This is a genomic window from Pseudomonas sp. MDV22-iso1 (genome assembly GCF_058145095.1).
Window position 1 is genome coordinate 92,367 of sequence record NZ_JBYVMF010000020.1, and the last position, 26,618, is coordinate 118,984.

Below are 26,618 nucleotides of genomic sequence, written 5' to 3' on the forward strand. Positions count from 1 at the left end.
CATCAAGCGTGACGGGATGCTGGCGATCCTTCATGACAAGAACAAAACCGGAGTGACAGCGTTATGAACAGCTTGCGCAATATGTCGATCAGCCGCCGTCTTTGGCTGATCCTGATCGTGGCCGTCATGATGTTGATGACGTTAGGCGTGTTGATGCTCAAGCAGATTCACGAAGACCTGTACCAAGCCAAAGCGCAGAAGACCCAGCACGTGGTGCAGACTGCCAGCGGGATCCTGAGCTATTACCATGAGCTGGAAACCGCCGGAACGCTGACCCGCGACGCGGCGCAGAAACAGGCACTAACGGCCGTTCGCGGTTTGCGTTACGACCAGAACGATTACTTCTGGATCAACGACCTGACCCCGGTCATGGTCATGCACCCGGCCAATCCGAAACTCGACGGGCAGAACCTGGCCGCCATCCGCGATCCGGACGGTTTTGCATTGTTTAATGAAATGGTCGCCGTGGCTAAATCCAAGGGCGCCGGCAGCATCAACTATCGCTGGCCTAAACCGGGTGCCAGCGAGCCAGTGGAAAAGACCTCCTACGTCAAGTTGTTCGAACCCTGGGGCTGGGTGATCGGTTCAGGCATCTATATCGATGACATGCAGGACGAGTTCTACGTACAAGTCTGGAAGGCCTTGGCGTTGGGAGTGTTGATTGCATTGATCATGGCGGCGCTGGTGATGCTGATTGCACGCAGCATCGTTCGACCGTTGCAGGAAACCGTCAACGCCATGGCCAATATCGCCAGCGGCGAGAGCGACCTGACCCGCAGCCTCGACACGCATGGCCAGGATGAGGTCACGCAACTGGCGCGGCATTTCAACGCGTTTACCGCCAAACTGCGCCTGGTGATCAGCCAGTTGCAGGTCTCTGCAAGCGCCTTGGGCGACTCCTCAAGTGAACTGGGGAACGACGCCGCCCAGGCGCAACAGCGCAGCCAACAGCAATCCCAGCAGATGGAACTGGTGGCCACCGCCATCAATGAAGTGACCTATGGGGTTCAGGACGTGGCCAAAAACGCCGAACACGCCGCGAGCGAAATGCGCGATGCCGAGTCCCAGGCGCAGCAAGGCCAGATCAACATCGATAGCAGCCTGCAGCAGATCGACAAGCTGTCGGACACCATCGATCAGGCGGTGGACGTGATACGCACCCTGGCGGCCGAAAGCACGCAGATCGGTTCGGTGCTGGAGGTGATCCGGTCGATTGCCGAGCAGACCAACCTGCTGGCCCTCAACGCGGCCATTGAGGCAGCGCGAGCGGGCGAGCAAGGTCGCGGATTTGCAGTGGTCGCCGATGAAGTGCGGCTGCTGGCTCAGCGCACGCAAAAATCCACGGCCGAGATTCAGTCGATGATCGAGCGCCTGCAAAATCATTCGGAAGCGGCGGTCAAAGTGATCGGCGACAGCAGCCGCGCTTCGCAACTGACCATCGAACAGGCGGGTCTTGCTGGAGCCAGTCTGAGTGCGATTGGTCAGGCGTTACGCAACCTGAACGGGCTCAATGCCTCAATTGCCAGCGCCACCTTGCAGCAGGCGCACGTGGTGGAAGACATCAATCAGAACGTGACCCAGGCGGCCGGCTTGTCCCACAGCACCGCACTCGCGGCCGAACAGTCGAGCGTGGCGAGTGTTCGGTTGAAGGCGTTGAGTGTCGAACTGAACAGCTTGTTGAAGCAGTTTCGGGTGTAGGCCTCAGGGCAAAACCGGCCCCCTTAACCAGCTGCCGAGCCTGGCTCCTGTGGCAGCTGGCAAAACCCGGCCCCTGTGGTGAGGGGATTTATCCCCGTTGGGTTGCGAAGCAACCCCAAAATCAGGCGACCTAGATAAATCAGGCATACCGCGTGCACCGGTTCTGCGACGACTGCGTCGCCGAACGGGGATAAATCCCCTCGCCACAGGGGCCAGGTTTCGGCGCAGGGGACCAAAGTACATCCGAGAAAGTTAGCATTTACTTACGTGCAGGGCGGTTCTACTTGGCCGCACCTGCCGGTACAATCCGCTCCCCTCGCCAACTCCCCAAGGAATCGCCATGTCCGGGCTAGAACTGTTTGCCGCCGCCCTCGGTGTCATCGCCGTTTGGTTGACGGTCAAACAGAATCCCTGGTGCTGGCCGATCGGCCTGGTGATGGTGTTGCTGTACAGCTGGGTATTTTTCGAAGTGAAGCTCTACTCCGACATGCTGCTGCAGATTATTTACGCGGCGCTGCAACTCTATGGCTGGTGGCAATGGACTCGCGGGGGTGAGGCGCGGCAGGGACGGCGGGTCAGCCAGCTTGAGGCTTCCACCATTGCCTTGAGTCTGGCGCTGGGCGCTGTTGGCAGCCTGGCATTGGGAGCCGCCATGGCGCACTGGACCGATGCCGCACAACCCTGGCTGGATGCCGCATTGACTGGTTTCAGTCTGGTGGCCCAATGGTGGATGGCACAGAAACGCGTGCAATGCTGGCCACTGTGGCTCGTGCTAGACGTGATTTTCGTCGGGCTGTTCATCTACAAAGGCATGTACCTGACTGCCGGGCTCTACGGTCTTTTCGCTGTGATCGCCATTCAAGGCTGGCGCGAATGGCGCGCCGACCTGGCATTGCGAGCATGAAGGTTCTGGTCCTGACCGGGCCTGAATCGAGCGGAAAAAGCTGGCTGTCTAGCGAAATCCAGGCGCGCTTTGGCGGGCTGTTGGTCGGTGAATACGTGCGGCATTTCATCGACCGTGAAGCCCGCGATACCTGCTACGACGACATCACACCCATCGCACAAGGCCAACTGACCTGGGAAGATGAGGCGCGCGCCAGGCGCCCTTCCCTGTTGATTCTGGACACCCATCTGTTGAGCAACATCCTTTGGAGCCGAACCTTGTTTGGCGATTGCCCGGCCTGGATCGAGCAAGCCTTGCTGGCCCGGCGCTACGACCTGCATTTGCTGTTAAGCCCTGAAACCGTCGACTGGCACGACGACGGACAGCGATGCCAACCGCAGCTGGACGAACGCCGTGCGTTTTTCCAGGCGAGCCTCCAATGGCTTGAACTGCATCGCCAGCCTTGCCAAATACTTCAAGGTGACTGGCAACAGCGCAAGGATGCGGCGTTTGAGTCAGTAATCCGCCTGCTGGATATCTGAAAGGGGCTGTCTGCCCCTGTCAAAAGTGTCCATTCCTGAAACACTTCCTTCGGCGCAAACCCTCGCGCTAAAGCGTCTTGGGGACACCAAGGCGAAAGTGTTACGTGACTGATACACCTTCTCATCAGCGCCTGTAGCAAGCATTCCCGCCAACATGGACGGCGTTTTCGCGTGCCTCTGTCTCACCGATATTACAAAATATTTCTGCTAACCCCGAAGAAAAACCCCAACCCTCTGTTTTTAATAGAAAAACAAAAAGCGGCACACCTTCTGCTCTCTTCCCCGCAACGCTGATAAGGGCAGTGTTTCACTTACAGAAGGAATTGCCGCCGTGGGGATATTTGATAAACGCGCGTTTGGTCTGTTGTTGATCGGATGCGCACTCGGCTCAAGTGTCTGCCTTCCAGTGCAGGCGGATAACGGCATCATTACCATCAAGCGTGATGTCCAGACCCGTAATGCGGTCACCCCGCCTCTTATTCCCGATCCGAATCCAACAACCGTCAACGCCAACCCGTCGCAGCAGATCCTCAAACAAACTAACGAGTTGAGTGACGGCGACTTCGCCAACGTTGCCAGTGGCGCCAGCATTTCCCGCATGGTCACGCAGAACACCAATAACCTGGGCGCGAACATTTCCACGCAGAACCAGCTGTCGAACCAACCCGCCGGACGTTCGGGCAACTCGGGAGGTGGTATCGCCAACATGGTCAACTCAAGCATGGCGCAAGGCTTGGGTACGCTGAAAATCATAACGGGAGACCGTTAGGATGAATCGCACACTGCTCGTTCTCGCTATGTTTTGCAGTGCATCAACCTTTGCCCAATCTCCGGTGATCAACAAAGCCGACATCGACGACTCGGGTTCTCGATATCAAGGCAACCTCACCGTCAACCAGGCGGCCGGCGATCAGCAGCAACAAGCCAACGCCCGGGCCATCGCTATCGGTCACGGTGCTAGCGCCACCACCCAGATTCGCCAAGCCCTGGGCACCCCAAGCAGCCCCTTGATGGATGCGACGTCCAGCATCGGGGGCAACTCTTTCAGTAACGGCAACGGCGCGCTGGGCGTTAACCAGAGCGCCGGGGCCGGCACGCAACAAGCAAACGCATTGCGCATCAGCGTCAGTGCTCAGCCGCAAACGATCGACGACAGCGTCCTTCTTCAACAGAACGTAGCGTTGATCAACAACTCCGATCCAACTGTCTCTGCAACAGGCTATCGCCAGGTCTCTACGAGTGACCAGGCCTTCACCGGTAGTCGCGGGGTTATTCAGTTGAATCAGAGTGCCGGGGTGGGAAATCGCATGGGAAACACCCTGAGCATACGGGTCGCGGATTGACCCAAAAAGGGTAAAAAAACAACACTTAACCTTAATATAAGTACGGAGAATCACCATGAAACCTTCGATGGCACTAAAGCCTCTGGTTTTCGCAATTGCTGCGGTCATGGCTGTTGCTGTACACGCTGGGCAAAACGACAATAATGGCCATAACAATGGTCACAACAACGGCCATAACAATGGCCATCACCACGGTGGTGGCGGCGGCCCACAAACTCCACCACCACCAACAATGATCCCTGTGTATGCAACGGCCAATGCTTGGGATAACCAAAGCAGCACCGATAACCGCATCCGCAACGAAGGGACCATCAACAACGCTGAAATGAACAGCTCGGCGACAGGCACCAGCGGCAACGTCGGCGTCAACGTGGCGGCAGGTAATGGCAACCAACAAGACAACGCGGCGGCCATCGCCAACGCTGCGTCGGACTCCAGCCTCGATAACAGTTTCGTGTTCGGCACTGCCGCCGCAACATCGACTGTTACTCAAACCAGCAACAACAACGTCGTCAACAACTTCGGTAGCCAATCCTCTGCTGTGATGAGCGCATCGGGTAACGGCGGCAGCGGCAACATGGGTGTCAACATTGCCGGCGGCGACCTGAACCAACAGAAAAACACCATGGCCATTGCTAATGCCAATGCTCCACTGGGCAATGCAACCGCTACCGCCACTGCCGACCAGCAAGGTCCTGGCCTGACAGTGAACAACAATGCGGATCGGACTTACCGTCTGGATACCATCACCGTCACCAATTCGGCGAGTGGTAGTTCTTCTGCCGGCTATGCATCCAACGCCAGCGGCAGCAAAAGCTCGTCTTCGAGCTTCGACCTGGCCGGTTCCAAGGCTTTCGCAGCCAGCGGTTCCAGCAGCGCAAATGCCAGTGGCTCTCACAACAGTAACTCGAACGGCTCTTCAAGCGCTTCTCTGAGCGCTACCTTGAGCGCCACCCTGGACGCAGCTGCAGAAGCGGCCAGAAGCGCTACCTGGACTGAAGGCCGCCGCGAACGTAGCCACAGCTCTGAATCCAGCGCATCGCTGAATGCATCGCTCGACGCAACGCTTGACGCTTCTGTCAACACGTCGCACTCGAACTCGAACAGTTCCTCGTTCGAAAAATCGTACGACAAGTCCTACGACAAAGCGGCTGCTTCTGCGTACGAAAAATCGGGCAGCAAAGCCGCCCAATCCGAGTACGAAAAAGCAAAAAGCTACAGCGAAAGCAGTTCATTTGATTTGAGCAATACTTACTCGTATCAAGTGCTGACTCCAACTGGCTGGGCTAACCCTGTGACCAACACCGCAACCCTGAGTGGTTCGGTTAACGGCGGCAGCGGCAACCTGGGCGTCAACGTAGCTGCTGGTGTGGGCAACCAACAAAGCAACTCGCTGGCCATCTCCAACCAGTCGTTCTAATTGTTGTCTGTGGAGGCCCCCTTCTGGGGGCCTTTTTCAACACAACCAGAAGGCGTCCTACCATGCGCATTATCGCCTTGGCATTTCTGCTTTGCGTAGCCGGCGTGATCGAGGCTGCACAAATGCCGCTTGCCGTTCTGCCTGGAGGCGCAGTGATCTACAAGCCAATCCAGAGTGTGCGCGAGCGCAAATTCGAGGATCTGGTGCAACAGAAAACCGACTTCAGTTGCGGCGCAGCTGCGCTAGCTACCATCTTGCGTCAAGCCTATTGGCTGGACGTCGATGAAGAACAGATCATTACAGGCATGCTGGCACAGTCCGATCAGAATCTTGTTCGGGTCCAGGGTTTCTCCATGCTTGATATGAAGCGTTACGTAGAAAGTATTGGCATGCGGGCCCGTGGCTACCGTGTAGCGCCGGAAACGCTGACCGACATCAAGATTCCGGTTGTGGTCCTCCTGGATATACGCGGCTACAAACACTTCGTGGTCATGCAACGTGTCCATGATGGCTGGGTATACATCGGCGACCCGGTACTCGGACACAAACGTTTCAAAGTCGATGACTTTGTCAAAGGCTGGAACGGCATCATCTTTGCCGTTATCGGTCAGGGCTATGACAAGTCCAATGCGCTACTGGATCCCCCCGTACCGCTCACTGCCAAGAACCGCATTGACACCTTCAGCCCGGTGCGAGACGCAGACCTGATGGATTTCGGGTTTATAAAAAGCGACTTCTTCTAATAACAAGGGAGCATGAAGCTCCGGGAGCATCCAATGAATACGTCAATCTGGCTGGCCGTCGTCTGCCTGGCTGCCAGCCTGCCAACCCAGGCACAAACGTTCAAACCGATTGAATTGAAGGATCAGGAACTGGCGAACCTGCGAGGCCGCTATGTCATGCCGGGACGGATTGTCAGTTTCGGCATCACCATGTCCAGTACTTGGGAAAATGCAAAAGGCGAAGTCATCGGGGCAATGTCCTCCATGCAAGTAAAAGCATCGACCATCAAGCCACAATTTTATGTGTCGATGATCGACGAAAAAAGCACCAACTCAAACTCTTCGCAAGTTGCCAGCACTGCCAGTACGGGCAGTAGCGCAAGCACAACGCCAGGTACCGGTACCGGTACCGTCACCGGCGGCGCTGGCCTGAATACCACCGAAGGTGTGACTCAAGTAGTGCGTGCAGCCGGCGACAACAATATTGCCTACAACAATGTCGATCTGAATGTCACCAAGGGGAACGAGGCGCCGACGGTGCAACCGCAGGGGCAAGTATTGGACTCGGGCACTACGTTAACCGGCAACAATGGCGCGGGCTCGATGAGCGTTTCCTCAACCGGTACCGGTGTGCAAATGAACATTGTGGCCAACAACAATCAGGGCAGTACCGTTCAACGCCTGGCTCAGGGCGGACTGTTGCAGAACACAACGTTGCTCGGCAGTAGTAATCAGGTACGCAACCTGACGTCCCTCAATGTAGTACTGCGTGACAACGTGGCTACAGGCAGGTCTTTGACCGGCAATCTGGACCAGCTCAAAGGTCTTCGCACTGCCGGATTCTGATCTACGCTCAGTCTCATCAGAAGTAGTCAGAAGGGACGGCTAACCCATGCACCGATCGTTGACGTTCAACGCAATTGTTTGTTTGAGTAGCCTGGCTCCAGCCTCACTGCTGTATGCAGCGCCGGACCCCCAGGTCGAAATCCTAAAACAAGAACTCATGGAGTTGAAACAGCGTTACGAAGCACAACAGAACGCGTTGATGGTACTTGAGCAACGGGTTCGCCAAGTCGAAGAAACACCTGCCAGCCCGGCGCCCAAACGTCTGACCAAATCCCCCGCCGATCCGGCCAGGGGGGGTGGTCAGTCGGTGGCGGCCGGCGCGCCGGGAACCACGGGCAGTTCATATGGCCAGTCGCTCAAAGATGACTCGGAGCCAGCGCCCAGCGTTTCCAACCTGTATGACGAAGCCAGCGGCTTCTTTGGTGGCGGCAAGTTCAGCGTCGAGACCGGCCTGACCTACACCCACTACGATACCCGGGCACTAACGCTCAACGGCTTCCTGGCACTGGACTCGATTTTCCTCGGCAATATCAACCTCGACCGCATCAAGGCGGATAACTGGACGCTGGACCTGACCGCCCGTTACAACGTGGCGCAACGTTGGCAGTTCGACATTAACGTCCCCGTGGTTTATCGCGAATCGACTTACTCCTCGGGAGGCGCAGGTGGCGCCGGACCGGTCACGTCTGACGCATCCGTCACCCGCGACCCCACCATTGGCGATGTCAACGTTGGCGTGGCTTACAAGTTCCTGGATGAGTCGGCCAGCCTGCCCGACGCGGTCGCGACGCTGCGCATCAAAGCGCCAACCGGCAAAGACCCTTACGGCATCAAGCTGATCAGTGATCCGACCAACGACAACCTCGCGGTACCTGAAGACTTGCCTACCGGTAACGGCGTCTGGGCGATCACTCCCGGTATCTCGCTGGTCAAGACCTTTGACCCGGCCGTGCTGTTCGGCAGCCTGGCGTACACCTACAACATGCAGGACTCTTTCAGCGACATCAGCCCGCAGGTCGGCTCCAAGGTCAAAGGCGATGTGAAACTGGGCGATTCCTGGCAAATCGGCGCCGGTATTGCATTCGCCTTGAACGAGAAGATGAGTATGTCCTTCTCGTTTACCGATCAGTTCGCCCGCAAGAGCAAGATCAAACCGGACGGTGGCGATTGGCAGTCAATCAGCAACAGCGATTACAACTCAGCCAACTTCAACATCGGCATGACTCTGGCCGCTACCGATAAACTGACGATCGTGCCCAACCTGGCGATTGGCTTGACCGAGGACTCTCCGGACTTTTCCTTCAGCCTGAAATTCCCTTACTACTTCTGATCTGCAGTGACAGAAAAGCCCCGTGCCATGGAGATGGCAACGGGGCTTTTTTTGGGTTTGGATCAAGAGGAAAGATCAAAAGATTGCGGCGGGCCCACGGAGCAGGACCGGAGCGAGGGTATGCCGAGCCTGGGCGAGGTACCGTACGAAAGGGGCAAGAGCGTTTTGTTACTTGGGGCTCTTCAAAGTGACTCGCTGTAAGAGCGAAACCAATAGCTGCCGTGACCCCAGGAATGGATATGTACACCTGCAAGAATTTCACCGCCGATCAGGCCGCCATCGCGAGCAGGCTCACTCCTACAGTTTGATCCGGGTGTATCTGGGAGATATGAGTCGGCTGTGAGGCCGTCATCGCGAGCGTGCTCTTATAGAACGAACGTTAAACCATTGATTTTAACAATGCAGCGAGCACCCGGTTTTTTGCGGGACAGCGCGGCGTCGATGACGTGGCGACCACTCCTACAGCGAATCACATTTAAATGTGGCCGCCGTGTAGGAGCTGTCGAGTGAAACGAGGCTGCGATCTTTATGCTGTGATTAACGAATCTGGTGCTTGTGCAATAAACGGTAGAACGTAGGCCTGGATATCCCCAGAACTTTGGCGGCGATGCTCAAATTATCGCTATGGCGATTGAGCACATCACACAGCGCCTGGCGTTCGGCGCGGGTTTTGTAGTCTTCCAGCGTGCCCATGGGTACAACCTGGGCATGCTGGCTGATCAGCCCCAGGTCTCGCGCCTCGATCTGCCGGCCTTCGGCCAATACCAGGCCGCGGCGAACACGGTTGGCCAGCTCGCGAACGTTGCCGGGCCAGTCGTGCTTGCCCATGGCGATCAATGCGTCGTCGCTGAAGCTGCGAGGACGACGGCCGGTTTCATGGCTGTAGAAGTGGGAGAAATGGTTGGCCAGCATCGACAGGTCGCCGTGGCGCTCACGCAGGGGCGCAGTGACGACTTGCAGCACGTTCAGGCGGTAATACAAATCTTCGCGAAAACGTTTCTTTTCGATCGCGGCTTCGAGGTCGACGTGAGTCGCCGCCAGTACCCGCACATCGACTGGAATCTGTTGGCTGCCGCCGACATGCTCGATATGTTTTTCCTGCAGGAAGCGCAACAGGTTGGCTTGCAGCTCAAGCGGCAGATCACCGATTTCATCAAGAAACAAAGTGCCACCGTTGGCCGCTTCGATACGCCCGATCTTGCGTTGATGGGCACCGGTGAACGCGCCCTTCTCATGGCCGAACAATTCTGACTGGATCAAATGTTCAGGAATCGCGCCGCAATTGATCGCGACAAAAGGTTTGCTGTGCCGTTGGGATTGTCGGTGCAGCGTCCGGGCAACCAATTCCTTACCCGTCCCGCTCTCGCCACGAATCAATACCGGGGATTCCGTAGGCGCCAACTTGCTCAATAATTTGCGAAGTTCCCGGATAGGTTTGCTGTCGCCCAACAACTCATGTTCAGGCTGATCAATGTGCACCGTTCCCTGTCCACGAAGCCGCGCCATACCGAATGCACGTCCCAGGGTCACCTGGACCCGTGACACATCAAACGGCAACGTATGAAAGTCGAAAAACCACTCACAGACGAAGTCCCCTACATTCTGTAAACGCAGGACCTCTTGATTGAGCACGGCGATCCACTCGGCACCACTGCGACTGATCAACTCTTTAACAGCCTCGGGATGATCGAGGTGAAAAGGTTGCAAACGCAGCAGTCCGACATCACAGGTTTTGTCGCCGGCATTCTCCAGCGTGCAGCTGTCGACCTCCCAGCCCAGAGATCGCAAACCCGGCAATAGACGATGGCAATCGTCGCAGGGATCTACTACTAACAAACGTCGTGAGGCAGGCGTTTCGATCATGACTGTTCCTTGACGCCAAATTTGTTGAATTATTAGGAAAAACAGTCATTTGGCGGACCTGGCTGTAACATTAGCAATAATTTGACGGGGCCTTGTACCGTTTGACTATAGGGTTATCGCTTATTCAGTTATAAGTAACGACTCTGTTAGTTACCTAACGAGTTCAACCTTTCATTAAGCTTTCAATAACGGTCGACTATCGGACTTTTTAAAAGAAAATCGAAATTTCTGCGTGTTGTGTGTGACCCATACCCCGGTTGAGGACATCAGTACAAGTAACCAGCCGCACGGGACGCCCAACCGTCGGCCTATCACTTGATTGGGCATAAGAGAGAGAATCCCATGACCGCCCCGCTCCGTATCAACGAAGCTCTTTTGATTGCCGACCGCGCATTCCAGCCTTTTCAATGCGTCGCCTGGGCCCTGCAAGACGGTAACGGCGAACTCAGCCTGACCGTCATCGACCGCACCAATTCCAGTATAGGTCGCAAGCAGATCCCCAGCAGCGCCTACACCGACCCGGCGCAACTTGAACGCGTGCTCAAACAAGCGCGTGAAGAGTTGAGCCAGGAAGGTTACACGCTGCAGTCCTGGTCAATGCCGCACTAAACATTACAAAAAGGCGGATTGCTTTACAGCAATCCGCTTTTTTTTGCGTAATTAGTTAGCACGTTCAAACGCTTACCTGTATTTCGCCGCACTTCTTTACTTGTGCTTTAACACTTCAACTACTTGGCACGCTTGCCACTGGTTCGAAAAGACACTGTTCTGGCACACAGCGACCCTCCACTTGTTAGTTCTGTCAGTTGTGCGCCGGATCATTCAGGCGTTGAATGTTTTCCTTACAAAGTCGCCGCCCAACTACTGGACCCTGATGACTCGCAAGGAGACGCGTGCATGTCAAGCCAGACCGCTTTTGCCTACCCACCCCCCATCAGCGACGCCGGAAGTCTCGATACATCCTTTGGCGGGGCAGGCAAAACACAGGTGTACTTTGCCGGTAGCCTCTCAAGCATGGCCAACGGCGTCGCGATTGATGCATGCGGCAGAATATTGGTCGCCGCGAAAGTCACGATGTCCAGCGGTAGCCGTTTTGGTCTGGCGCGCCTGCTTGAGGACGGGTCTGCCGACCTGACGTTTGGCAAACAGGGCAGCGTCATTGGTCAGTTCGAGTACGGATTCGAGGCCATGGCCGGCAAAGTCCTGGTCTTGCCCAATGGGCATGTTTTGCTGGCCGGCCTTCACTACCTTAACGCCAACCGAACCCTCCCTGCCCTCGCCCTCTTTGATCAGCACGGCACGCCAGTTCAGGCGTTTGGTGACAATGGACGCTGCATTGTGCAACTGCCGGGCAATCTTTCCGTGGGGTTGCGCGACGCCTGGCTGCCGCCGGGAGTGCCGGGCGCTGAAGCCTGTGACGTGCAGGTGCAGGAGGACGGTCGGATCCTGGTAGTTGCCAATCATCATTTCGAACTGGCCGATCACGCCGGCATGCTGATCCGCCTAAACACCGACGGCTCGCTGGACGCCACGTTCAACGGTCGCGGTTTTGTGGTGGTCAGGCACTTGCTGATGAATACCTGGCTCAGCAGCCTGCTACTGCAACAGGACGGACGGATTCTGGTGGGTGGCGCGATCAACTTTCCCGAAGAAGGACTGGTTGCCCGTTATCTTCCTGACGGGCGACTCGACGAGTCTTTTGCCGTCGAGGGGTTCATGAGTTTCAATTCGGAGGGACGCAGCACGCAAGTCAGTCATATCGTCCAACAGGCAACTGGCGATCTGTATTGCGTGGGTAGCCGGCGCGATCCCATGCGCTGTCTGTCGATGAAACTACAAGGCAATGGCCACCCGGTCAGCCATTGCAATGGCGGCCACCCTCGATTGCTGGACATAGGCCACAGCGGTTGCCAATGGATTGCCGCTCACGCCGTTCCCGATGGTCGCGTGTTGACCGTCGGAGCGACAATCGGCGGGGTCGAGGCGGATTTTATTCTGGCTCGGCATCTGCCAGACAGCCAACTGGATGACAGCTTCGGCGACGGCATGGGCTGGGTCCGTACCCGCTTCGGCCGTAGCCTCGACACCGCCACTTCACTGGCCGCGCAACCTGATGGCTCGATTGTCGTAGGGGGGTATTCCCTGGACGGAAACTACCGGGCCATCGTGGCGCGCTACTTGAACTAGCGAGATAGACTTTTCCTACCCTTGATATTCCGTTCTTCTTACGGCAAGTTGCGCGCTTCTTAAAACAAGGAGCAGCCGATGTCCGGTTCAATGGCCCAGGCGTTCGCGCACAATTTTCTTGGGCACTCGCCCCGCTGGTACAAGGCGAGCATCGTCGGCTTTCTGGTGCTTAACGCACTGGTGTTGTGGACGGTGGGCCCGGTTGCCGCAGGTTGGCTGCTGGTGCTGGAGTTCATTTTCACCTTGGCGATGGCGCTCAAGTGCTATCCGCTGATGCCTGGCGGCCTGCTGCTCATCGAAGCGCTGCTGCTGAAGATGACCACGCCCCAAGCGCTGTATGACGAACTGGTGCACAACTTTCCGGTGATCCTGCTGCTGATGTTCATGGTGGCCGGCATCTACTTCATGAAAGACCTGCTGCTGTTTCTGTTCTCACGGTTGTTACTGGGCGTTCGCTCCAAGCCCGCGTTGGCGCTGATGTTCTGTTTTCTGTCGGCATTCCTGTCGGCATTTCTGGATGCCCTGACCGTAACGGCGGTGATCATCAGTGCCGCCGTCGGTTTTTACTCGGTGTATCACCGTGTGGCCTCAGGCAATGATCCTCGCCAGGACAGCGAATACAGTGACGACCGTCACCTGCCGAAACTGCATCACGAAGACCTCGAACAATTCCGCGCGTTTTTGCGCAGCCTGCTGATGCACGGCGCGGTGGGCACTGCGCTGGGTGGCGTGTGCACGCTGGTCGGTGAGCCGCAGAACCTGCTGATCGGCCACGAAATGGGTTGGCACTTTGCCGAGTTCTTTCTGAAGGTCGCCCCGGTTTCATTGCCGGTGCTGGCGGCAGGCCTCGTGACCTGTGTGCTGCTGGAGAAACTGCGCTGGTTCGGCTACGGCACGCTCTTGCCGGACAACGTGCGGGCGGTGCTGGCCGATTACGCCGCACAGGACAATGCCGAACGCACCTCACGCCAGCGTGCAGCGCTGATCGTTCAGGGATTGGCAGCGCTGATTCTGATCGCCGGCCTGGCGTTTCACATTGCCGAAGTCGGCCTGATCGGCTTGGCGGTGATCGTGCTGATCACGGCCTTCACCGGCATCACCGACGAGCACCGCATCGGCAATGCCTTCAAGGACGCCATGCCCTTCACGGCGCTGCTGGTGGTGTTCTTCGCCGTAGTAGCGGTGATACATGACCAGCAATTGTTCACGCCGCTGATCCAGTGGGTGCTGGCGCTGCCGGCCGACCAGCAACCGGGCATGCTGTTTATCGCCAACGGCTTGCTGTCGGCCATCAGCGATAACGTATTCGTCGCGACGATCTACATCACCGAAGTGAAGCAGGCGTTCATTTCCGGTCACATGACCCGCGAGCATTTCGAGACATTGGCCATTGCGATCAACACCGGCACCAACCTGCCAAGCGTGGCGACGCCCAATGGTCAGGCGGCGTTTCTGTTTTTGCTGACGTCAGCGATTGCACCGCTGATTCGCCTGTCGTATGGGCGGATGGTGTGGATGGCGCTGCCGTACACGGTGGTGATGGGTACGCTGGGCTGGTACGCGGTGAGTTACTGGTTGTAAACACCGCTCACAGGGGAACTCCGGGCTTCATGGGTTCAAGGGTTAACGAAGGAGAATGTAGCGCTCGATCGCCTGGGCCGCACCGTCTTCGGTGTTGCTCCCGGTGATGACATCAGCCTGGCGCTGCACCGTTTCTTGCGCCTGGCCCATGGCGATCGACAAGCCCGCGCGCTGGAACATTGCAGGATCATTGCCGCCATCGCCCATCGCCGCTGTCTGTTCAAGCGGCACGCCCAAATGCCTGGCCAATGTCACCAACGCTGCGCCCTTGTTGGCTTGCATGGCGGTCACGTCCAGATAAATCGGTTGCGAACGCGAGACCTGCGCCTGGCCTTCGACCTCGGGCAACAACAGCGCTTCCAGTTCGATCAGCAGATCCGTGTTGTTGCTGGTGGCGACGATCTTGTCGATGTGTTCCAGATAAGGTTCAAAACTGTCGACCACCACGGGCGGATAGCCCAATCCGCTTTGCTCGTGAGGCACCATCGGTCCGTTCGGGTCCTTCAACAACCAGTCACCGCCACTGAACACCCAGATTTCGATGTCCGGCCGATCGGCAAACAGCGCCAACGCCGTCAAGGCGGCCGTCGCCGGCAAATGGTAGGCGGCCAGAATACTGCCATCCGGATTGACCAGGGTGCCGCCATTGAACGCCGCTGTCGGCAGATCGACGCCCAGGGCTTCGATCTGCTGCAACATGGCCTTGGGCGGGCGCCCGGTGGCGAGACTGAAAAAGATGCCGGCCTCGCGCAACGAACGGACGGCATCAATGGTGCGCTGACTCAAGCTGTGATCGGGCAACAGCAACGTGCCGTCCATGTCACACAGCAGGAACCGGATGGGAGATTGCGTTGCGTCACTCATCCCAGGCTGTGCCAGACGCGACCGTCGCGGACCAGCAAATCTTCGGCTGCCGGCGGACCGTCTTCACCTGCAGGGTAGCTCTGCACGCTGGCATCCTGTTGCCAGGCATCCAGGAACGGTTGCACGGCACGCCAGCCGTTTTCGATGTTGTCCGCACGCTGGAACAAGGTCTGATCGCCGGTCAGGCAATCGTAGATCAGCGTTTCGTAGCCGGTCGACGGCTGCATCTCGAAGAAGTCCTTGTAGGCAAAACCCAGCTCGATGTTGGCCATGTTGAGCGCCTGACCGGGACGCTTGGCCAACAGGTCGAACCACATTCCTTCATTGGGCTGAATCTGGATGCGCAGGTAGGTCGGCTGAAGCTCGTCGACTTCGGTATCGCGAAACTGCGCATAAGGCGCAGGTTTGAAGCAAATGACGATCTCGGTGTCGCGTACGCTCATGCGCTTGCCGGTTCGCAGGTAGAACGGCACACCCACCCAACGCCAGTTGTCGATCATGACCTTGAGTGCCACGTACGTTTCGGTGGTGCTGTCAGGCGCAACATTGCCTTCCTGGCGATAACCGGGCAACGACTTGCCGTCGACCTCGCCCGCGCTGTACTGGCCACGCACCGAGTTGGCGCGGGCGTCTTCCACCGACCAGGGGCGAATGGCGCCGACGACCTTGGCTTTCTCGCCACGGACCGCATCGGCTCCGAACGCCGCCGGCGGCTCCATGGCCACCATCGCCAACAACTGGAACAGGTGATTGGGCACCATGTCACGCAGGGCGCCGGTGTGTTCATAAAAACTGCCACGGGTCTCCACGCCAACGGTCTCGGCGGCGGTGATTTGTACGTGGTCGATGTAGTGATTGTTCCAGAACGCTTCGAACAGGCTATTGGAAAAGCGGCTGATCAGAATGTTCTGGACGGTTTCCTTGCCCAGGTAGTGATCGATCCGATAGATCTGGTTTTCCGACATCACTTTGAGCAGGCAGGTGTTCAACGCTTGCGCGGTGTGCAGGTCGGAGCCGAAAGGCTTTTCGATCACCACACGCCGGAAGGCGTCGGGGGTTTCTTCCAGCAGTTTCGCCGCGCCGAGCCTGCGCACCACTTCGCTGAAAAAACGTGGCGCGGTGGCCAGGTAGAACACCGCGTTGCCGGTGCCGCTGTCGGCAATTTTCGCCGCCAGGGCTTGATAGGTGCTGTCGTCCAGGAAGTCGCCCTGGACGTAGCTGATGCCTTTGGCCAGCTTGGCCCACAGCGCCGGATCAAGGGCGTCATCGCCCTTGCCGACTTTGGTGGCCGCTTCGGTTCGAATGAAATCTTCGAGCTTCTGCGCAAAGGCCTCGTCACTGATGGCGTTGTGGTCAACGCCGATGATCCGCAATCCATCCCCCAGCAGGCCATCGCGACTCAGGTTATACAGCGCCGGCATCAGCAGACGCTTGACCAGATCGCCATGGGCACCGAACAGGAACAGCGTGGTCGGTGGTGCTGGTTCAGCCTTGGATTTCTTGCGGATCGTGTGGGTCATTTTTTCGAAGTCTCTACGTGGCCGCCAAAACCGAAGCGCTGAGCCGACAGGATCTTGTCGCCAAAAGTGCCTTGGCCGCGGGAACGGTAGCGCGAGAACAGCGAGTTCGACAGCACCGGCACGGGCACCGATTGCTCCATGGCCGCTTCGATGGTCCAGCGACCTTCACCGCTGTCGGCAACCGAACCGGAATAGCCGTCTAGCTTCGGATCGCTGGCCAGCGCATCGGCAGTCAGGTCGAGCAACCAGGACGACACCACGCTGCCACGACGCCAGACTTCAGCAATATCGGCGACGTTCAGGTCGAAACGCTGGTCTTCCGGCAGGTTTTCGCTGCCTTTGGTCTTGAGAATGTCGAAGCCTTCGGCGAAGGCCTGCATCATTCCGTACTCGATGCCGTTGTGGATCATCTTCACGAAATGCCCGGAACCTGCAGGGCCGGCATGGATGTAACCGCGCTCGGCACGGTCGTCATCGGACTTGCGGTCCTTGGTACGCGGGATGTCGCCCAAGCCAGGTGCGAGGCTCTCAAACAGCGGATCAAGGCGTTTAACCACCTCGGCTTCACCGCCGATCATCATGCAGTAACCGCGTTCCAGGCCCCAGACGCCGCCGGAGGTACCAACGTCGATGTAGTGCAGACCTTTCTCCGACAAGGTTTTCGCCCGGCGGATATCGTCCTTATAGAAGGTGTTGCCGCCATCAATGATGGTGTCGCCGGCTTCGAGCAAGTTGCTCAGGGTCTCGATGGTATCTTCGGTCGGCGCGCCGGCCGGCAGCATGATCCAGACCGCACGCGGCTTGGCCAGACCCGCCACCAGTGCTGGCAGGTCGATGACGCCCTTGGAGCCCTCGGCCGCCAGGTTGTCGACAAAGGCGGTATTGCGGTCGTAAACAACGGTGGTATGCCCATTGAGCATCAGGCGCCGCGCAATATTACCGCCCATGCGGCCCAGTCCAATAATCCCGAGTTGCATGTGCTGATGCTCCTTACTGCAAATAATGTGTGTCAAAGGTTATAGCCCAACGCGACCAATGAAGCTTAGTCCAGAGCGATGGCATGAAGTTTCCGGGCATTGTGCCCGATCCAGACTGATAACGTCGGGAAACGTCGAGAAGACACACCGACCGTAAAAAATAAAAAAGTTCCCTTCCCGCGCAAAAGAAATCAAAATTGCTGCCGATAGTGTTTTGCGCCGTTCGTGAAACGGCCAATTCACAGTTGATGCATGCCATTCGCGAGGTGAGCAATGGACACAGTAATGACCGCACGTCCTCCCCAAACACTTTACGTGACGATTCGTCGCGACGAACTGCGCCAGCTGCGTGAAGAACGCGAGCTGCTCATGCGCGAAGTCGCTCACCTGCAAGAACGCTTGCAGCAGGCGCTACCGACAGAATATCGCCTGCCAACGACTACCAAGAAAGCGTTACAGAATTAACCGGGAACCAGGCTTCAGGCATCCGAACTGGATGCCAAGCCAGCGTGTGCGGTCCACGAACACCGCCACTGCTGTCCCTGATCGAGCTAACTCACAAACTTTTCACACCCTTTTAGCGATACTTCAGTTTATTGTGGCCGCCCGCTGAGCTCTGTGTGGCCGTCATTCGCTGACGCCTCTGTGTGCCAGCGACCCCGAACTAATAGGCTGGAGCGCTGAATGGCGACGTTTGAACGCAGCAACCCGACTGCGAAAGGTTTTGATTGGGCCGGATTTCTCTGGCTGTTTGTTTTCTTCTGGTACTTCTCCGGTATTACGCAACTACTGATCCAACTCACGGGCACTTCCGGTTTCACCGGTTTCCGTCAGGCCTTTGTGATGAGTGCGATCTGGCTTGCGCCGATGTTGCTGTTCCCCCGTCAAACCCGGGTAGTGGCGGCAGTAATCGGTGTGGTGCTGTGGGCTTGCTCCATGGCGAGTCTGGGTTACTTCTTCATCTACCAGCAGGAATTTTCCCAAAGCGTCATCTTCATCATGTTCGAGTCGAACATTTCTGAAGCTGGCGAGTACATGACCCAGTATTTCGCCTGGTGGATGGTCGCGGCGTTCCTTGCCCACACGTTGTTCGCGTACTTCCTCTGGACCCGTCTGCGCCCGGTATACATGCCCCGTGGCCGCGCGTGGATCGCCGCAACCGTCATCGTTGTTGCCGTGATCGGGTATCCGCTGGTCAAGCAGACGATGCGTACCGGCAGCCTGGCCGAAGGCTTCGAAAAATTCGAAACCCGCATTGAGCCTGCAGTGCCGTGGCAAATGGCGGTGGCGTATCACCGCTACCTCGACACCCTGGCGGGCATGCAGGACATGTTGCACAGTGCCAGCAAAATCCCGCCGCTGAAAAACCTCACCGACGCGTCGGCCAACCAGCCCTCGACGCTGGTGCTGGTCATCGGCGAGTCCACCAACCGCCAGCGCATGAGCCTGTACGGTTACCCGCGGGAAACCACCCCGGAACTGGACAAACTCAAGGATCAGCTCGCGGTTTTCGATAACGTCATTACCCCGCGCCCGTACACCATCGAGGCGCTGCAACAGGTACTGACCTTCGCCGACGAAGAAAATCCGGCGCTTTACCTGTCGACGCCATCGCTGGTCAGTATGATGAAACAGGCGGGTTACAAGACCTTCTGGATCACCAACCAGCAGACCATGACCAAGCGCAACACCATGTTGACGACCTTCTCCGAGCAGGCCGACGAACAGGTGTACCTGAACAACAACCGTAACCAGAATGCCGCGCAGTACGATGGCGATGTGATCGCACCGTTCAACAAGGCACTGACCGATACTGCGCCGCGCAAGCTGATCGTCGTGCATCTGCTCGGTACGCACATGAGCTACCAGTACCGTTATCCGTCGACCTTCGACAAGTTCAAGGACCGCCAGGGCGTCCCGGCCGGTGTCCGCGATGATCAGGTACCGACGTACAACAGCTACGACAACGCGGTGCTGTACAACGATTTCGTGGTGTCGAGCCTGATCAAGGATTACGCCAAAACCGATCCGAACGGCTTCTTGCTTTATCTTTCGGACCACGGTGAAGACGTATTCGACTCCGCTGGCCACAACACCTTGGGTCGTAACGAAAGCAAACCGACGGCGCCGATGTACACCATCCCGTTCATGGCCTGGGCCTCGCCAAAATGGCGGGAAACCCACGACTGGAACTTTGCCCAGGATTTGAGCCGTCCATATAGCAGCTCACACCTGATCCACACCTGGGCGGACATGGCTGGTTTGAATTTCGATGAACTGGATCGCACCAAGAGTCTGGTCAGCGACAGCTTCAAGGCTCGTCCGTTGATGATCGGTAACCCTTACGAGCGTCAACAGCGTGCCTTGATCGACTTCAGCCTGATGAAGCCCAAAGTGGCGGAAGTCGTGCAGAAATAACCCAGCAATACTTGTGAAAAACACCTGTGGGAGCAGCGCTTGCTCGCGATTGCATAGGGTCAGCCGACAACGTAGCTGAATGTGCCGCCCCTATCGCGAGCAAGCTTTGCTCCAACAGTCGCCCCTTAAAATGATATTTATTCTCGTTTAAGACTAAATCTCACCGCCCTCCTTCGTCTTTGAGCAAACGGAAATTTTCCCTCAACGACAAGGAGTCGGCTGCGATGTTCGCGCCCATCACCCGTTCCATGACTTTTACCCTCGGCCTGTGCAGCCTTGCACTGAGCCCGGAGCTGCTGGCTGAAACCGATCCGGAAAAGGAACCCGTCACCGGCACCCTCGAATTGACCTCCACCAGCATCACCGCACAGGGGCTGGGCAACACCACCGAAAACACCCATTCCTACACCACCGGTGCCATGAGCAGCGCCACCCGCTTGAACCTGTCGATCAAGGAAACACCGCAATCGGTATCCGTGGTGACGCGTCAGCAGATGGACGATTTCAAACTCGGCACGCTGTCCGAAGCCATGAGCCAGACCACCGGTATCGTGGTTCAGCACAACGACTCCGACCGGGTCAACTACTCCTCCCGCGGCTACTCGATCACCAACTTCCAGGTGGACGGGATGTTGAATACCTTCAGTTACATGAAGTCCGATTCCGACACCATCATCTATGACCGCATCGAAGTGGTCCGCGGCGCGACCGGCCTGACCACCGGCGCGGGCGACCCGTCTGCGACCATCAACATGGTGCGCAAACGGCCGACGGCACAATGGGCAGCCAAGACCGGCGTCAGCGCCGGCAGCTATGACGATTACTACAGTTACGTGGATGTCGGCGGTCCGCTGGCGTTCGATGGTCGCCTGCGTGGGCGCAGCGTGCTGGCCTACCGCGACAGTGATTCGTTCCGCGACAAGTACCAGCAGCAACGGGAAGTCGGGTACGGGATTCTCGAAGCGGACCTGACCGACGACACGGTGCTCGCCGTGGGTTATGACTATCAGAACAAGCACGTCCAGGGCACGTCCTGGGGCACGGTGCCCTACTGGAACGCCGATGGCAGCAAGGCCAACCTCGGACGGTCGACCAACATGGCGACGTCCTGGAGTTCGTGGCCGATCAAGGACAAGACGGCGTTCGCCAACCTGGACCATCAACTGGGTGCTGGCTGGCACCTCAAAGCCGCGTATACCCACCGCGAAAGCGACACCGACGGCAAGATCTACTACGCCGGTGGCGGTTTTCCCGAGCCTGATCGCAGCGGCATGATCGCCAACGTCAGCCACATGATCGGCACGCAGAAAATGAAAGCCTATGACTTCAACGTCGCCGGGCCCTATTCATTGTTGGGGCGTGAACATGAGCTGATGATTGGCTATGGCGAGGCAGAGCGTAGTGAAAAAAACCCCTACACCGTCGACGGGCCCCGCGCTGACGATTACGAAAACGTGCCCGACTGGAAGTACATGGGCAACATCGGGAAATTCCCCGATACCGTCACGGGCGTGACGGGCTCGACAGACAGTACGCGCCAGAAAGCGGGCTACCTGGCCACTCGCCTGAGCCTGACGGACGATTTGCACGCGGTGCTCGGCAGCCGTTATGGCAGCTGGAAATCCTCGAAAACAGCCAACAGTTATGACGACGACAGTCTGCAACTGACCGGATCGGAAAAAACCAGCCAGCAACACAATGACATGTGGACGCCCTACGCGGGCCTCCTCTACGACCTGACCCCGGAGTACACCGCCTACGTCAGTTACACGGATATTTTCAAGCCGCAGTCCAATCGAGACGCCAACCACAAATACCTGGAACCGGTGGTCGGCAGTAACTATGAGCTGGGGCTCAAGGGCAGTTTGCTCCAGGAGCAATTGAACCTCGCCACGGCGCTGTTCTGGAGCGATCAGGACAACGTCGCCGAGCTGGACGACTCGGTGCCGCCGGACCCGGTGACCGGTGAGGAGTTCTTCAAGGCCAGCGGCAAAGGCACCAAGGTCCGTGGCTTCGAAGCCGAACTGTCGGGCGAAGTCATGACGGGCTGGAACATGACAGCCGGGTACACCTACACCCACTCGGTCAATGGCGAGAAAAACCGAACCAACACCACCGCGCCGCTGAACATGTTCCGGCTCTCCACGGCTTATCACTTGCCGGGCGACTGGCAGGCACTGACCGTAGGCGGTGCGGTGAATTGGCAGAGCGACATCTACCGCGCCGCGAGCCGCCCAGTCGGACGTAACGCTGCGGGAAACATCATCACCGAGCGCACCAATATCCGTCAGGACGACTACACCCTGGTCAACCTGATGTCGCGCTACGAGTTCGACAAGCACCTGTCGGCCTCGTTGAACGTCAACAATCTGTTCGACAAGAAGTACTACGAGAACGTCGGGTTCTATAACGGCAACTATTGGGGCGACCCGCGCACAGTCACCTTGAGTCTGGACTGGACGTTGTAACCGGTGGCAATTCCCAAATAACGGATTCGGCGGATAATGCCCTTTCAACATTGCTTCATGGATGAAAGGGCACCCGAAATCTGTAGTGGGAGGCACACCATGAAATGTACAACCCTGATCGTTGCAAGTTTGATGATGTTGGGCTCGACGGTCGCATTGGCTGAGGGTGGCGCAGAACGCATGCGCTATTACTACGAAAGCCTGCGGCTGAGCCAGGAGGCGAATCAGGATCAGCGAACCACGCAAGTGGTGCCTGATGATCAAACGGCTCAAGTCACGGAGCACTACAAGCCCTGACAGGCGCGACCTGAAACTGTGGCGAGGGAGCAACTCCCCCGCCACACCAGGTTCTGAAGTCTTACAACGACTTGGTCCAGAACAGCATCCGACCATGAGCAGGGTCGAACATGCCTGCAGCAAAACCGAACTTGCCATAGGACGCCTGGGCAATATCGTTGCCTTCCAGCACCTCCAGCGTGATTTTGCAGCAGCCACGCTGGCGTGCGATCTCCTCGACCTTTTGCAGCATCTTCTGACTCAGCCCCAACCCGCGAAACTTCTTCACCACGGCGACATCGTGCACGTTGACCAGCGGCCGACAGGCGAACGTCGAAAAACCTTCAAAACAGTTGACCAGTCCGGCCGGCTCGCCACCGACGAAGGCCAGCACGCTGAATGCGTGGGGGCGTTTGGCCAGTTCAACGGGAACTTGCGCCAGCACATCGGCGGGCAACGAGTGGCCTCCTCCCATCGGGTCCTCGGCATAGTGATTCAGCACCAGGCGGATCGCCTCGGCATGCACCGGATTGTTATAGCTGGCCTGAAGCACAAGAATTTCTGCGGATTCCATTTCCACCCTCAATGACACGTTAAACAACTTAAACAACGGAAACTGACCCTATCAAGGGCGGCGGCGGTGCTGCAACCGGAGAGTGGCCTTTCACTTCAATGGCCCCAGATCAAAGCCTCGGTCCATCCCAGTTCGGCAAAATCATCAGCCCGCAAATGCGCCTCGCCCATGCAGAAAAACTCGTCCAGTTGCGGCGGCTCGACCGAAGTGCCACTGAGCATTCCATGCACCTGCCCACGATGATGAATCTGATGTTCAAACAGGTGCGACAACAGGCGTAATCGGCTTTCATGTTGAGGCGTTTCACGCGCGATAGTCACAATCTTGCTTAACTCGGCGTCGCGCATTTGCTCGCAGTAAGCGATCAGCCGCCGGTCCACCAGCTCTTGCTCGCGTTTAAGGCTTTCGGCTGTCGTACAGGGCTCGTCCTCCTTGAAAAACACACAGCAATCGAGGTGCGGATCATCGCCGCGCAACTCCCGCTCCAGTGCGTCAACGTAAAACCAGTCGCAGGTCAGGATGTGGTTGAGGGTCGCCCTGAGGCTGGAGAAAAAACCGACCCGCGGCGCGCTCAGCTCGGCAGGATTCAGCTGCCCCCATGCCTTGGCCAGTCGATGGTTCGCCCAGGCGTTCTGATAAGCCATGGTCAGCAAATGGTGGGACAGTGGTTGAGTCATGCTCACGCCTCCCGGCTGTCAAGCCTCGGCAAAACGTTGCAACTGCATTTCCTGTAGACGACTGAGCGTACGGCGGAACGGAAACTCCAGATAACCCTCGGTGTACAGCGACTCCATGGGCACTTGGGCTTCGAGGTACAGCGGCACCTTGCGGTCGTAGCACTCGTCCACCAGTGCAATGAAACGCCGGACACCGTCGTCATGCACCGACAGTTGCGGTAGTTCACGGTCGCCCGCCTCCACTCGCTCGACACCGTCTTCAGTGCCGCGCGCGATGCGTCCGGCGCGTTTTTGCGCGCTGAGGTTCGGCACATCACTTAACAGAATAGCCTTGAAGGTGTCGCACAGGACCATGAAATCCATGGCTGCAAAAGGCTGTTCACACAAGTCCGCGTAACGCGCCCAGAGCACGGTCGGGCTGGCCTGAACCACCTCGAGTGACCGGTAACCGACCTGGACTGGCTCGCTCGAGACTGGCTGACCGCTGCTCAACTGTTTGAACACTTCGCCCAAAGCGCGGGGCTGGCCGGGCGTTGCGACCCAGTAGCGCTGCAGGCCCGTGCCCGGGTGCAAGCGATGATCTTGCGCGCCGTCCACGGCAATCACCTGCATGTGCTGCTTGATCGCTTCAATGGCTGGCATGAACCGATCGCGGTTAAAACCGTCCGCGTACAACTGATCCGGCGGCTGGTTGGAGGTGCAGACCACCACCACGCCCTGTTCGAACATCACCTGGAACAGCCTACCGAGAATAATCGCGTCACCGATGTCATTGACGAACAGCTCATCGAAGCACAGCACGCGCACCTCCTCGCTCAGTTCGCGGGCGAGTGCTTTCAGCGGGTCAGCGGTGCCACTCAGCTGAAATGACCGCTGATGCACCCAACCCATGAAATGATGAAAGTGTTGGCGTCGGGCAGGCACCCGCAGACTTTGATAGAACTGATCCATCAGCCAGGTCTTGCCCCGCCCCACCGGACCCCATAGGTAAACACCGGTGATCGGCGAGCGGCCTTCATGCAAGGCTTCGTAGCATTTCTGCAGCGCCCAGACGGCATGTTCCTGGGCTTCGTCCTGGACGAAACCTTTCTGTTCTATGGCGTGTTGCCAGGCGCTGAGGGGGGAGTCCGGATTCATGGGCGGCAGTATGCCATGACCACTCCACCAGTTTTTTATCCCGTTGAAAAAGTGTCTTGACGAAATATATTACTAGCATCATATTTAATACATGTTGATGGACATCTAAAACGCATTCCCCTGCCTTTTCTTCAGGAGTACTCCCCATGCATTACAAAGTGTTCGGCCGCAAAACCGGTCTCCGGGTGTCGGAATTGGCGCTGGGCGCCGGTAACTTCGGCACGGGTTGGGGGCACGGGGCAGAGCGTGACGAAGCCAAACGTATTTTTGATGGTTATCTGGAGGCCGGCGGCAACTTCATCGACACCGCCAACGGGTATCAAGGGGGCCAGTCGGAAGGCATGCTCAGCGAGTTTATTGCGGCGGAACGGGATCACCTGGTCATCGCCACTAAATTCACCCTGGGGACTACACCGTCGGCGGGCATTTCCTACACCGGTAACAACCGCAAGAACATGGTCCGGGCCGTCGAGGAAAGCCTGACCCGCCTGAAAACCGATCACCTTGATCTGTTCTGGGCGCACATGAGCGACGGCGTGACGCCGATGGAAGAAATACTGCGCGGTTTTGACGATCTGGTACGCGCCGGCAAGATTCATTACGCCGGGCTGTCGAACTTCCCGGCGTGGCGCATCGCCCGAGCTGATCTGCTGGCGGAAGTGCGCGGCTTTGCTCCGATCGTCGCCCTTCAGGTCGAGTACAGCCTGGCGGAACGCACCGCCGAACGCGAGCAACTGCCCATGGCCGAAGCACTGGGCCTGGCCGCCACGTTATGGTCGCCGCTGGGTGGCGGTTTCCTGACCGGCAAGTACCGCAGCAACGACGGCGACAATCGCGCCGCCAAACTGGGCATGCTGATTCACGCCGAGAAAAGCGCCCGTGAAACCCATCTGCTCGACACCCTGCTGGCCGTTGCCGAAGAGTTGTCGGCGAGCCCGACGCATGTGGCCATTGCCTGGCTGCGGGAAAAAGCGCGGCAATCGACCACCACGCTGATTCCTATCCTGGGGTCACGCACCCGCGAGCAGCTGGATGCGACGCTGGGCGCATTGAAAGTGCAACTGAGCGCCGATCAGATGTCGCGCCTGGAGGCTGTCAGCGATGTGCCCAAAGGGGTTCCCCATGAGACGCTGACGGGATCGTTTTCACGGTTCAGCGGGGACATTCTGGACCTGCCGAAGATTCCGGTGGCCTGATATCGATCCACTTGAATTATGTTGAATCTGTAGGAACTGTGGGAACTGTGGGAACTGTGGGAACTGTGGGAACTGTGGGAACTGTGGGAACTGTGG

Annotated in this window: 24 protein-coding genes; 17 read left to right on the plus strand and 7 right to left on the minus strand. The window is 57.7% G+C overall.

Features of this window, described 5'->3' with window-relative positions; all coding sequences use genetic code 11:
• Positions 1 to 63 precede the first annotated feature (63 nt).
• The 9 genes from AC3ZVB_RS21315 (at position 64) to fapF (ending at position 8,784) form a co-directional block, all read left to right on the plus strand.
• On the plus strand, positions 64 to 1,698 hold the full coding sequence (locus AC3ZVB_RS21315; RefSeq protein ID WP_490147668.1) for a methyl-accepting chemotaxis protein: 1,635 nt from the start codon (positions 64 to 66) through the stop codon (positions 1,696 to 1,698).
• A gap of 340 nt (positions 1,699 to 2,038) precedes the next feature.
• Positions 2,039 to 2,602 (plus strand): nicotinamide riboside transporter PnuC, encoded by a 564-nt coding sequence (gene pnuC, locus AC3ZVB_RS21320; protein ID WP_162438180.1) that lies wholly within the window; start codon positions 2,039 to 2,041, stop codon positions 2,600 to 2,602.
• A complete protein-coding gene (locus AC3ZVB_RS21325) occupies positions 2,599 to 3,123 on the plus strand; it encodes an AAA family ATPase (protein ID WP_490147669.1) in 525 nt (174 codons plus the stop codon). The genes pnuC and AC3ZVB_RS21325 overlap by 4 nt, the downstream gene beginning before the upstream one ends.
• 331 nt (positions 3,124 to 3,454) lie before the next feature.
• On the plus strand, positions 3,455 to 3,892 hold the full coding sequence (fapA, locus tag AC3ZVB_RS21330; RefSeq protein ID WP_162438178.1) for a functional amyloid chaperone FapA: 438 nt from the start codon (positions 3,455 to 3,457) through the stop codon (positions 3,890 to 3,892).
• 1 nt (position 3,893) lies between these two features.
• A complete protein-coding gene (gene fapB / locus AC3ZVB_RS21335; RefSeq protein WP_162438177.1) occupies positions 3,894 to 4,466 on the plus strand; it encodes a fibril amyloid subunit FapB in 573 nt (190 codons plus the stop codon).
• A 55-nt stretch (positions 4,467 to 4,521) separates the two neighbouring features.
• Positions 4,522 to 5,886 carry an amyloid-like fimbrin subunit FapC gene (fapC, locus tag AC3ZVB_RS21340; protein ID WP_162438176.1) on the plus strand — a complete coding sequence of 455 codons (1,365 nt, stop codon included), beginning with the start codon at positions 4,522 to 4,524 and terminating at the stop codon, positions 5,884 to 5,886.
• Positions 5,887 to 5,948: 62 nt separating this feature from the next.
• Positions 5,949 to 6,629, plus strand: coding sequence for a fibril amyloid maturation endopeptidase FapD (gene fapD / locus AC3ZVB_RS21345; protein WP_162438175.1), 681 nt, complete (start codon positions 5,949 to 5,951; stop codon positions 6,627 to 6,629).
• A gap of 33 nt (positions 6,630 to 6,662) precedes the next feature.
• A complete protein-coding gene (gene fapE, locus AC3ZVB_RS21350; RefSeq protein ID WP_490147670.1) occupies positions 6,663 to 7,454 on the plus strand; it encodes a fibril amyloid subunit FapE in 792 nt (263 codons plus the stop codon).
• A 46-nt stretch (positions 7,455 to 7,500) separates the two neighbouring features.
• Positions 7,501 to 8,784 (plus strand): fibril amyloid transporter FapF, encoded by a 1,284-nt coding sequence (fapF, locus tag AC3ZVB_RS21355; protein WP_490147671.1) that lies wholly within the window; start codon positions 7,501 to 7,503, stop codon positions 8,782 to 8,784.
• Positions 8,785 to 9,321: 537 nt separating this feature from the next.
• Here fapF and AC3ZVB_RS21360 read toward each other — a convergent pair.
• The gene (locus AC3ZVB_RS21360; RefSeq protein WP_162438172.1) at positions 9,322 to 10,647 is read right to left on the minus strand and encodes a sigma-54 dependent transcriptional regulator; all 1,326 of its coding nucleotides are present in this window, start codon (positions 10,645 to 10,647) and stop codon (positions 9,322 to 9,324) included.
• Positions 10,648 to 10,989: 342 nt separating this feature from the next.
• On the opposite strand from AC3ZVB_RS21360, the gene AC3ZVB_RS21365 reads away from it, so the two are divergent.
• The 3 genes from AC3ZVB_RS21365 to nhaB all read left to right on the plus strand — a co-directional run bounded on the left by AC3ZVB_RS21365 (position 10,990) and on the right by nhaB (position 14,415).
• Positions 10,990 to 11,256, plus strand: coding sequence for a hypothetical protein (locus AC3ZVB_RS21365; protein WP_162438171.1), 267 nt, complete (start codon positions 10,990 to 10,992; stop codon positions 11,254 to 11,256).
• A gap of 288 nt (positions 11,257 to 11,544) precedes the next feature.
• Positions 11,545 to 12,834 carry a hypothetical protein gene (locus AC3ZVB_RS21370; RefSeq protein WP_490147672.1) on the plus strand — a complete coding sequence of 430 codons (1,290 nt, stop codon included), beginning with the start codon at positions 11,545 to 11,547 and terminating at the stop codon, positions 12,832 to 12,834.
• Positions 12,835 to 12,912: 78 nt separating this feature from the next.
• Positions 12,913 to 14,415 (plus strand): sodium/proton antiporter NhaB, encoded by a 1,503-nt coding sequence (nhaB, locus tag AC3ZVB_RS21375; protein ID WP_162438169.1) that lies wholly within the window; start codon positions 12,913 to 12,915, stop codon positions 14,413 to 14,415.
• 42 nt (positions 14,416 to 14,457) lie between these two features.
• On the opposite strand, the gene AC3ZVB_RS21380 is transcribed toward nhaB, so the two are convergent.
• From AC3ZVB_RS21380 to gnd, 3 genes are read right to left on the minus strand one after another with little or no spacing between them, the layout of a single operon-like run.
• Positions 14,458 to 15,279, minus strand: a complete 822-nt coding sequence (locus tag AC3ZVB_RS21380; RefSeq protein WP_490147673.1) for an HAD family hydrolase — start codon at positions 15,277 to 15,279, stop codon at positions 14,458 to 14,460.
• Positions 15,276 to 16,799, minus strand: coding sequence for a glucose-6-phosphate dehydrogenase (gene zwf / locus AC3ZVB_RS21385; RefSeq protein WP_490147674.1), 1,524 nt, complete (start codon positions 16,797 to 16,799; stop codon positions 15,276 to 15,278). Before zwf ends, AC3ZVB_RS21380 begins: the two co-directional genes overlap by 4 nt.
• Positions 16,796 to 17,776, minus strand: coding sequence for a phosphogluconate dehydrogenase (NAD(+)-dependent, decarboxylating) (gene gnd / locus AC3ZVB_RS21390; protein ID WP_194692142.1), 981 nt, complete (start codon positions 17,774 to 17,776; stop codon positions 16,796 to 16,798). The genes zwf and gnd overlap by 4 nt, the downstream gene beginning before the upstream one ends.
• 273 nt (positions 17,777 to 18,049) lie before the next feature.
• On the opposite strand from gnd, the gene AC3ZVB_RS21395 reads away from it, so the two are divergent.
• From AC3ZVB_RS21395 to AC3ZVB_RS21410, 4 genes are all read left to right on the plus strand, one after another.
• Entirely contained in the window at positions 18,050 to 18,241 is a 192-nt protein-coding gene (locus tag AC3ZVB_RS21395; protein WP_194692141.1) for a DUF6026 family protein, read from the plus strand.
• 219 nt (positions 18,242 to 18,460) lie between these two features.
• Positions 18,461 to 20,194, plus strand: a complete 1,734-nt coding sequence (locus tag AC3ZVB_RS21400) for a phosphoethanolamine transferase CptA (RefSeq protein WP_194692140.1) — start codon at positions 18,461 to 18,463, stop codon at positions 20,192 to 20,194.
• A gap of 224 nt (positions 20,195 to 20,418) precedes the next feature.
• On the plus strand, positions 20,419 to 22,662 hold the full coding sequence (locus AC3ZVB_RS21405; RefSeq protein WP_490147675.1) for a TonB-dependent siderophore receptor: 2,244 nt from the start codon (positions 20,419 to 20,421) through the stop codon (positions 22,660 to 22,662).
• Positions 22,663 to 22,761: 99 nt separating this feature from the next.
• Positions 22,762 to 22,959: a hypothetical protein gene (locus tag AC3ZVB_RS21410; protein WP_194692138.1), complete on the plus strand. Its 198-nt coding sequence runs from the start codon at positions 22,762 to 22,764 to the stop codon at positions 22,957 to 22,959.
• A 61-nt stretch (positions 22,960 to 23,020) separates the two neighbouring features.
• Here AC3ZVB_RS21410 and AC3ZVB_RS21415 read toward each other — a convergent pair whose 3' ends face one another.
• The 3 genes from AC3ZVB_RS21415 to zapE form a co-directional block, all read right to left on the minus strand.
• Complete coding sequence (locus AC3ZVB_RS21415) at positions 23,021 to 23,512, minus strand: GNAT family N-acetyltransferase (protein WP_490147676.1); 492 nt, start codon at positions 23,510 to 23,512, stop codon at positions 23,021 to 23,023.
• Positions 23,513 to 23,607: 95 nt separating this feature from the next.
• Positions 23,608 to 24,189 (minus strand): DinB family protein, encoded by a 582-nt coding sequence (locus AC3ZVB_RS21420; protein WP_490147677.1) that lies wholly within the window; start codon positions 24,187 to 24,189, stop codon positions 23,608 to 23,610.
• Positions 24,190 to 24,207: 18 nt separating this feature from the next.
• Positions 24,208 to 25,326, minus strand: coding sequence for a cell division protein ZapE (gene zapE / locus AC3ZVB_RS21425; protein WP_490147678.1), 1,119 nt, complete (start codon positions 25,324 to 25,326; stop codon positions 24,208 to 24,210).
• 146 nt (positions 25,327 to 25,472) lie between these two features.
• Here zapE and AC3ZVB_RS21430 point away from each other — a divergent pair, with 146 nt between their 5' ends.
• On the plus strand, positions 25,473 to 26,522 hold the full coding sequence (locus tag AC3ZVB_RS21430; protein ID WP_490147679.1) for an aldo/keto reductase: 1,050 nt from the start codon (positions 25,473 to 25,475) through the stop codon (positions 26,520 to 26,522).
• The last annotated feature ends 96 nt before the right edge of the window (positions 26,523 to 26,618 follow it).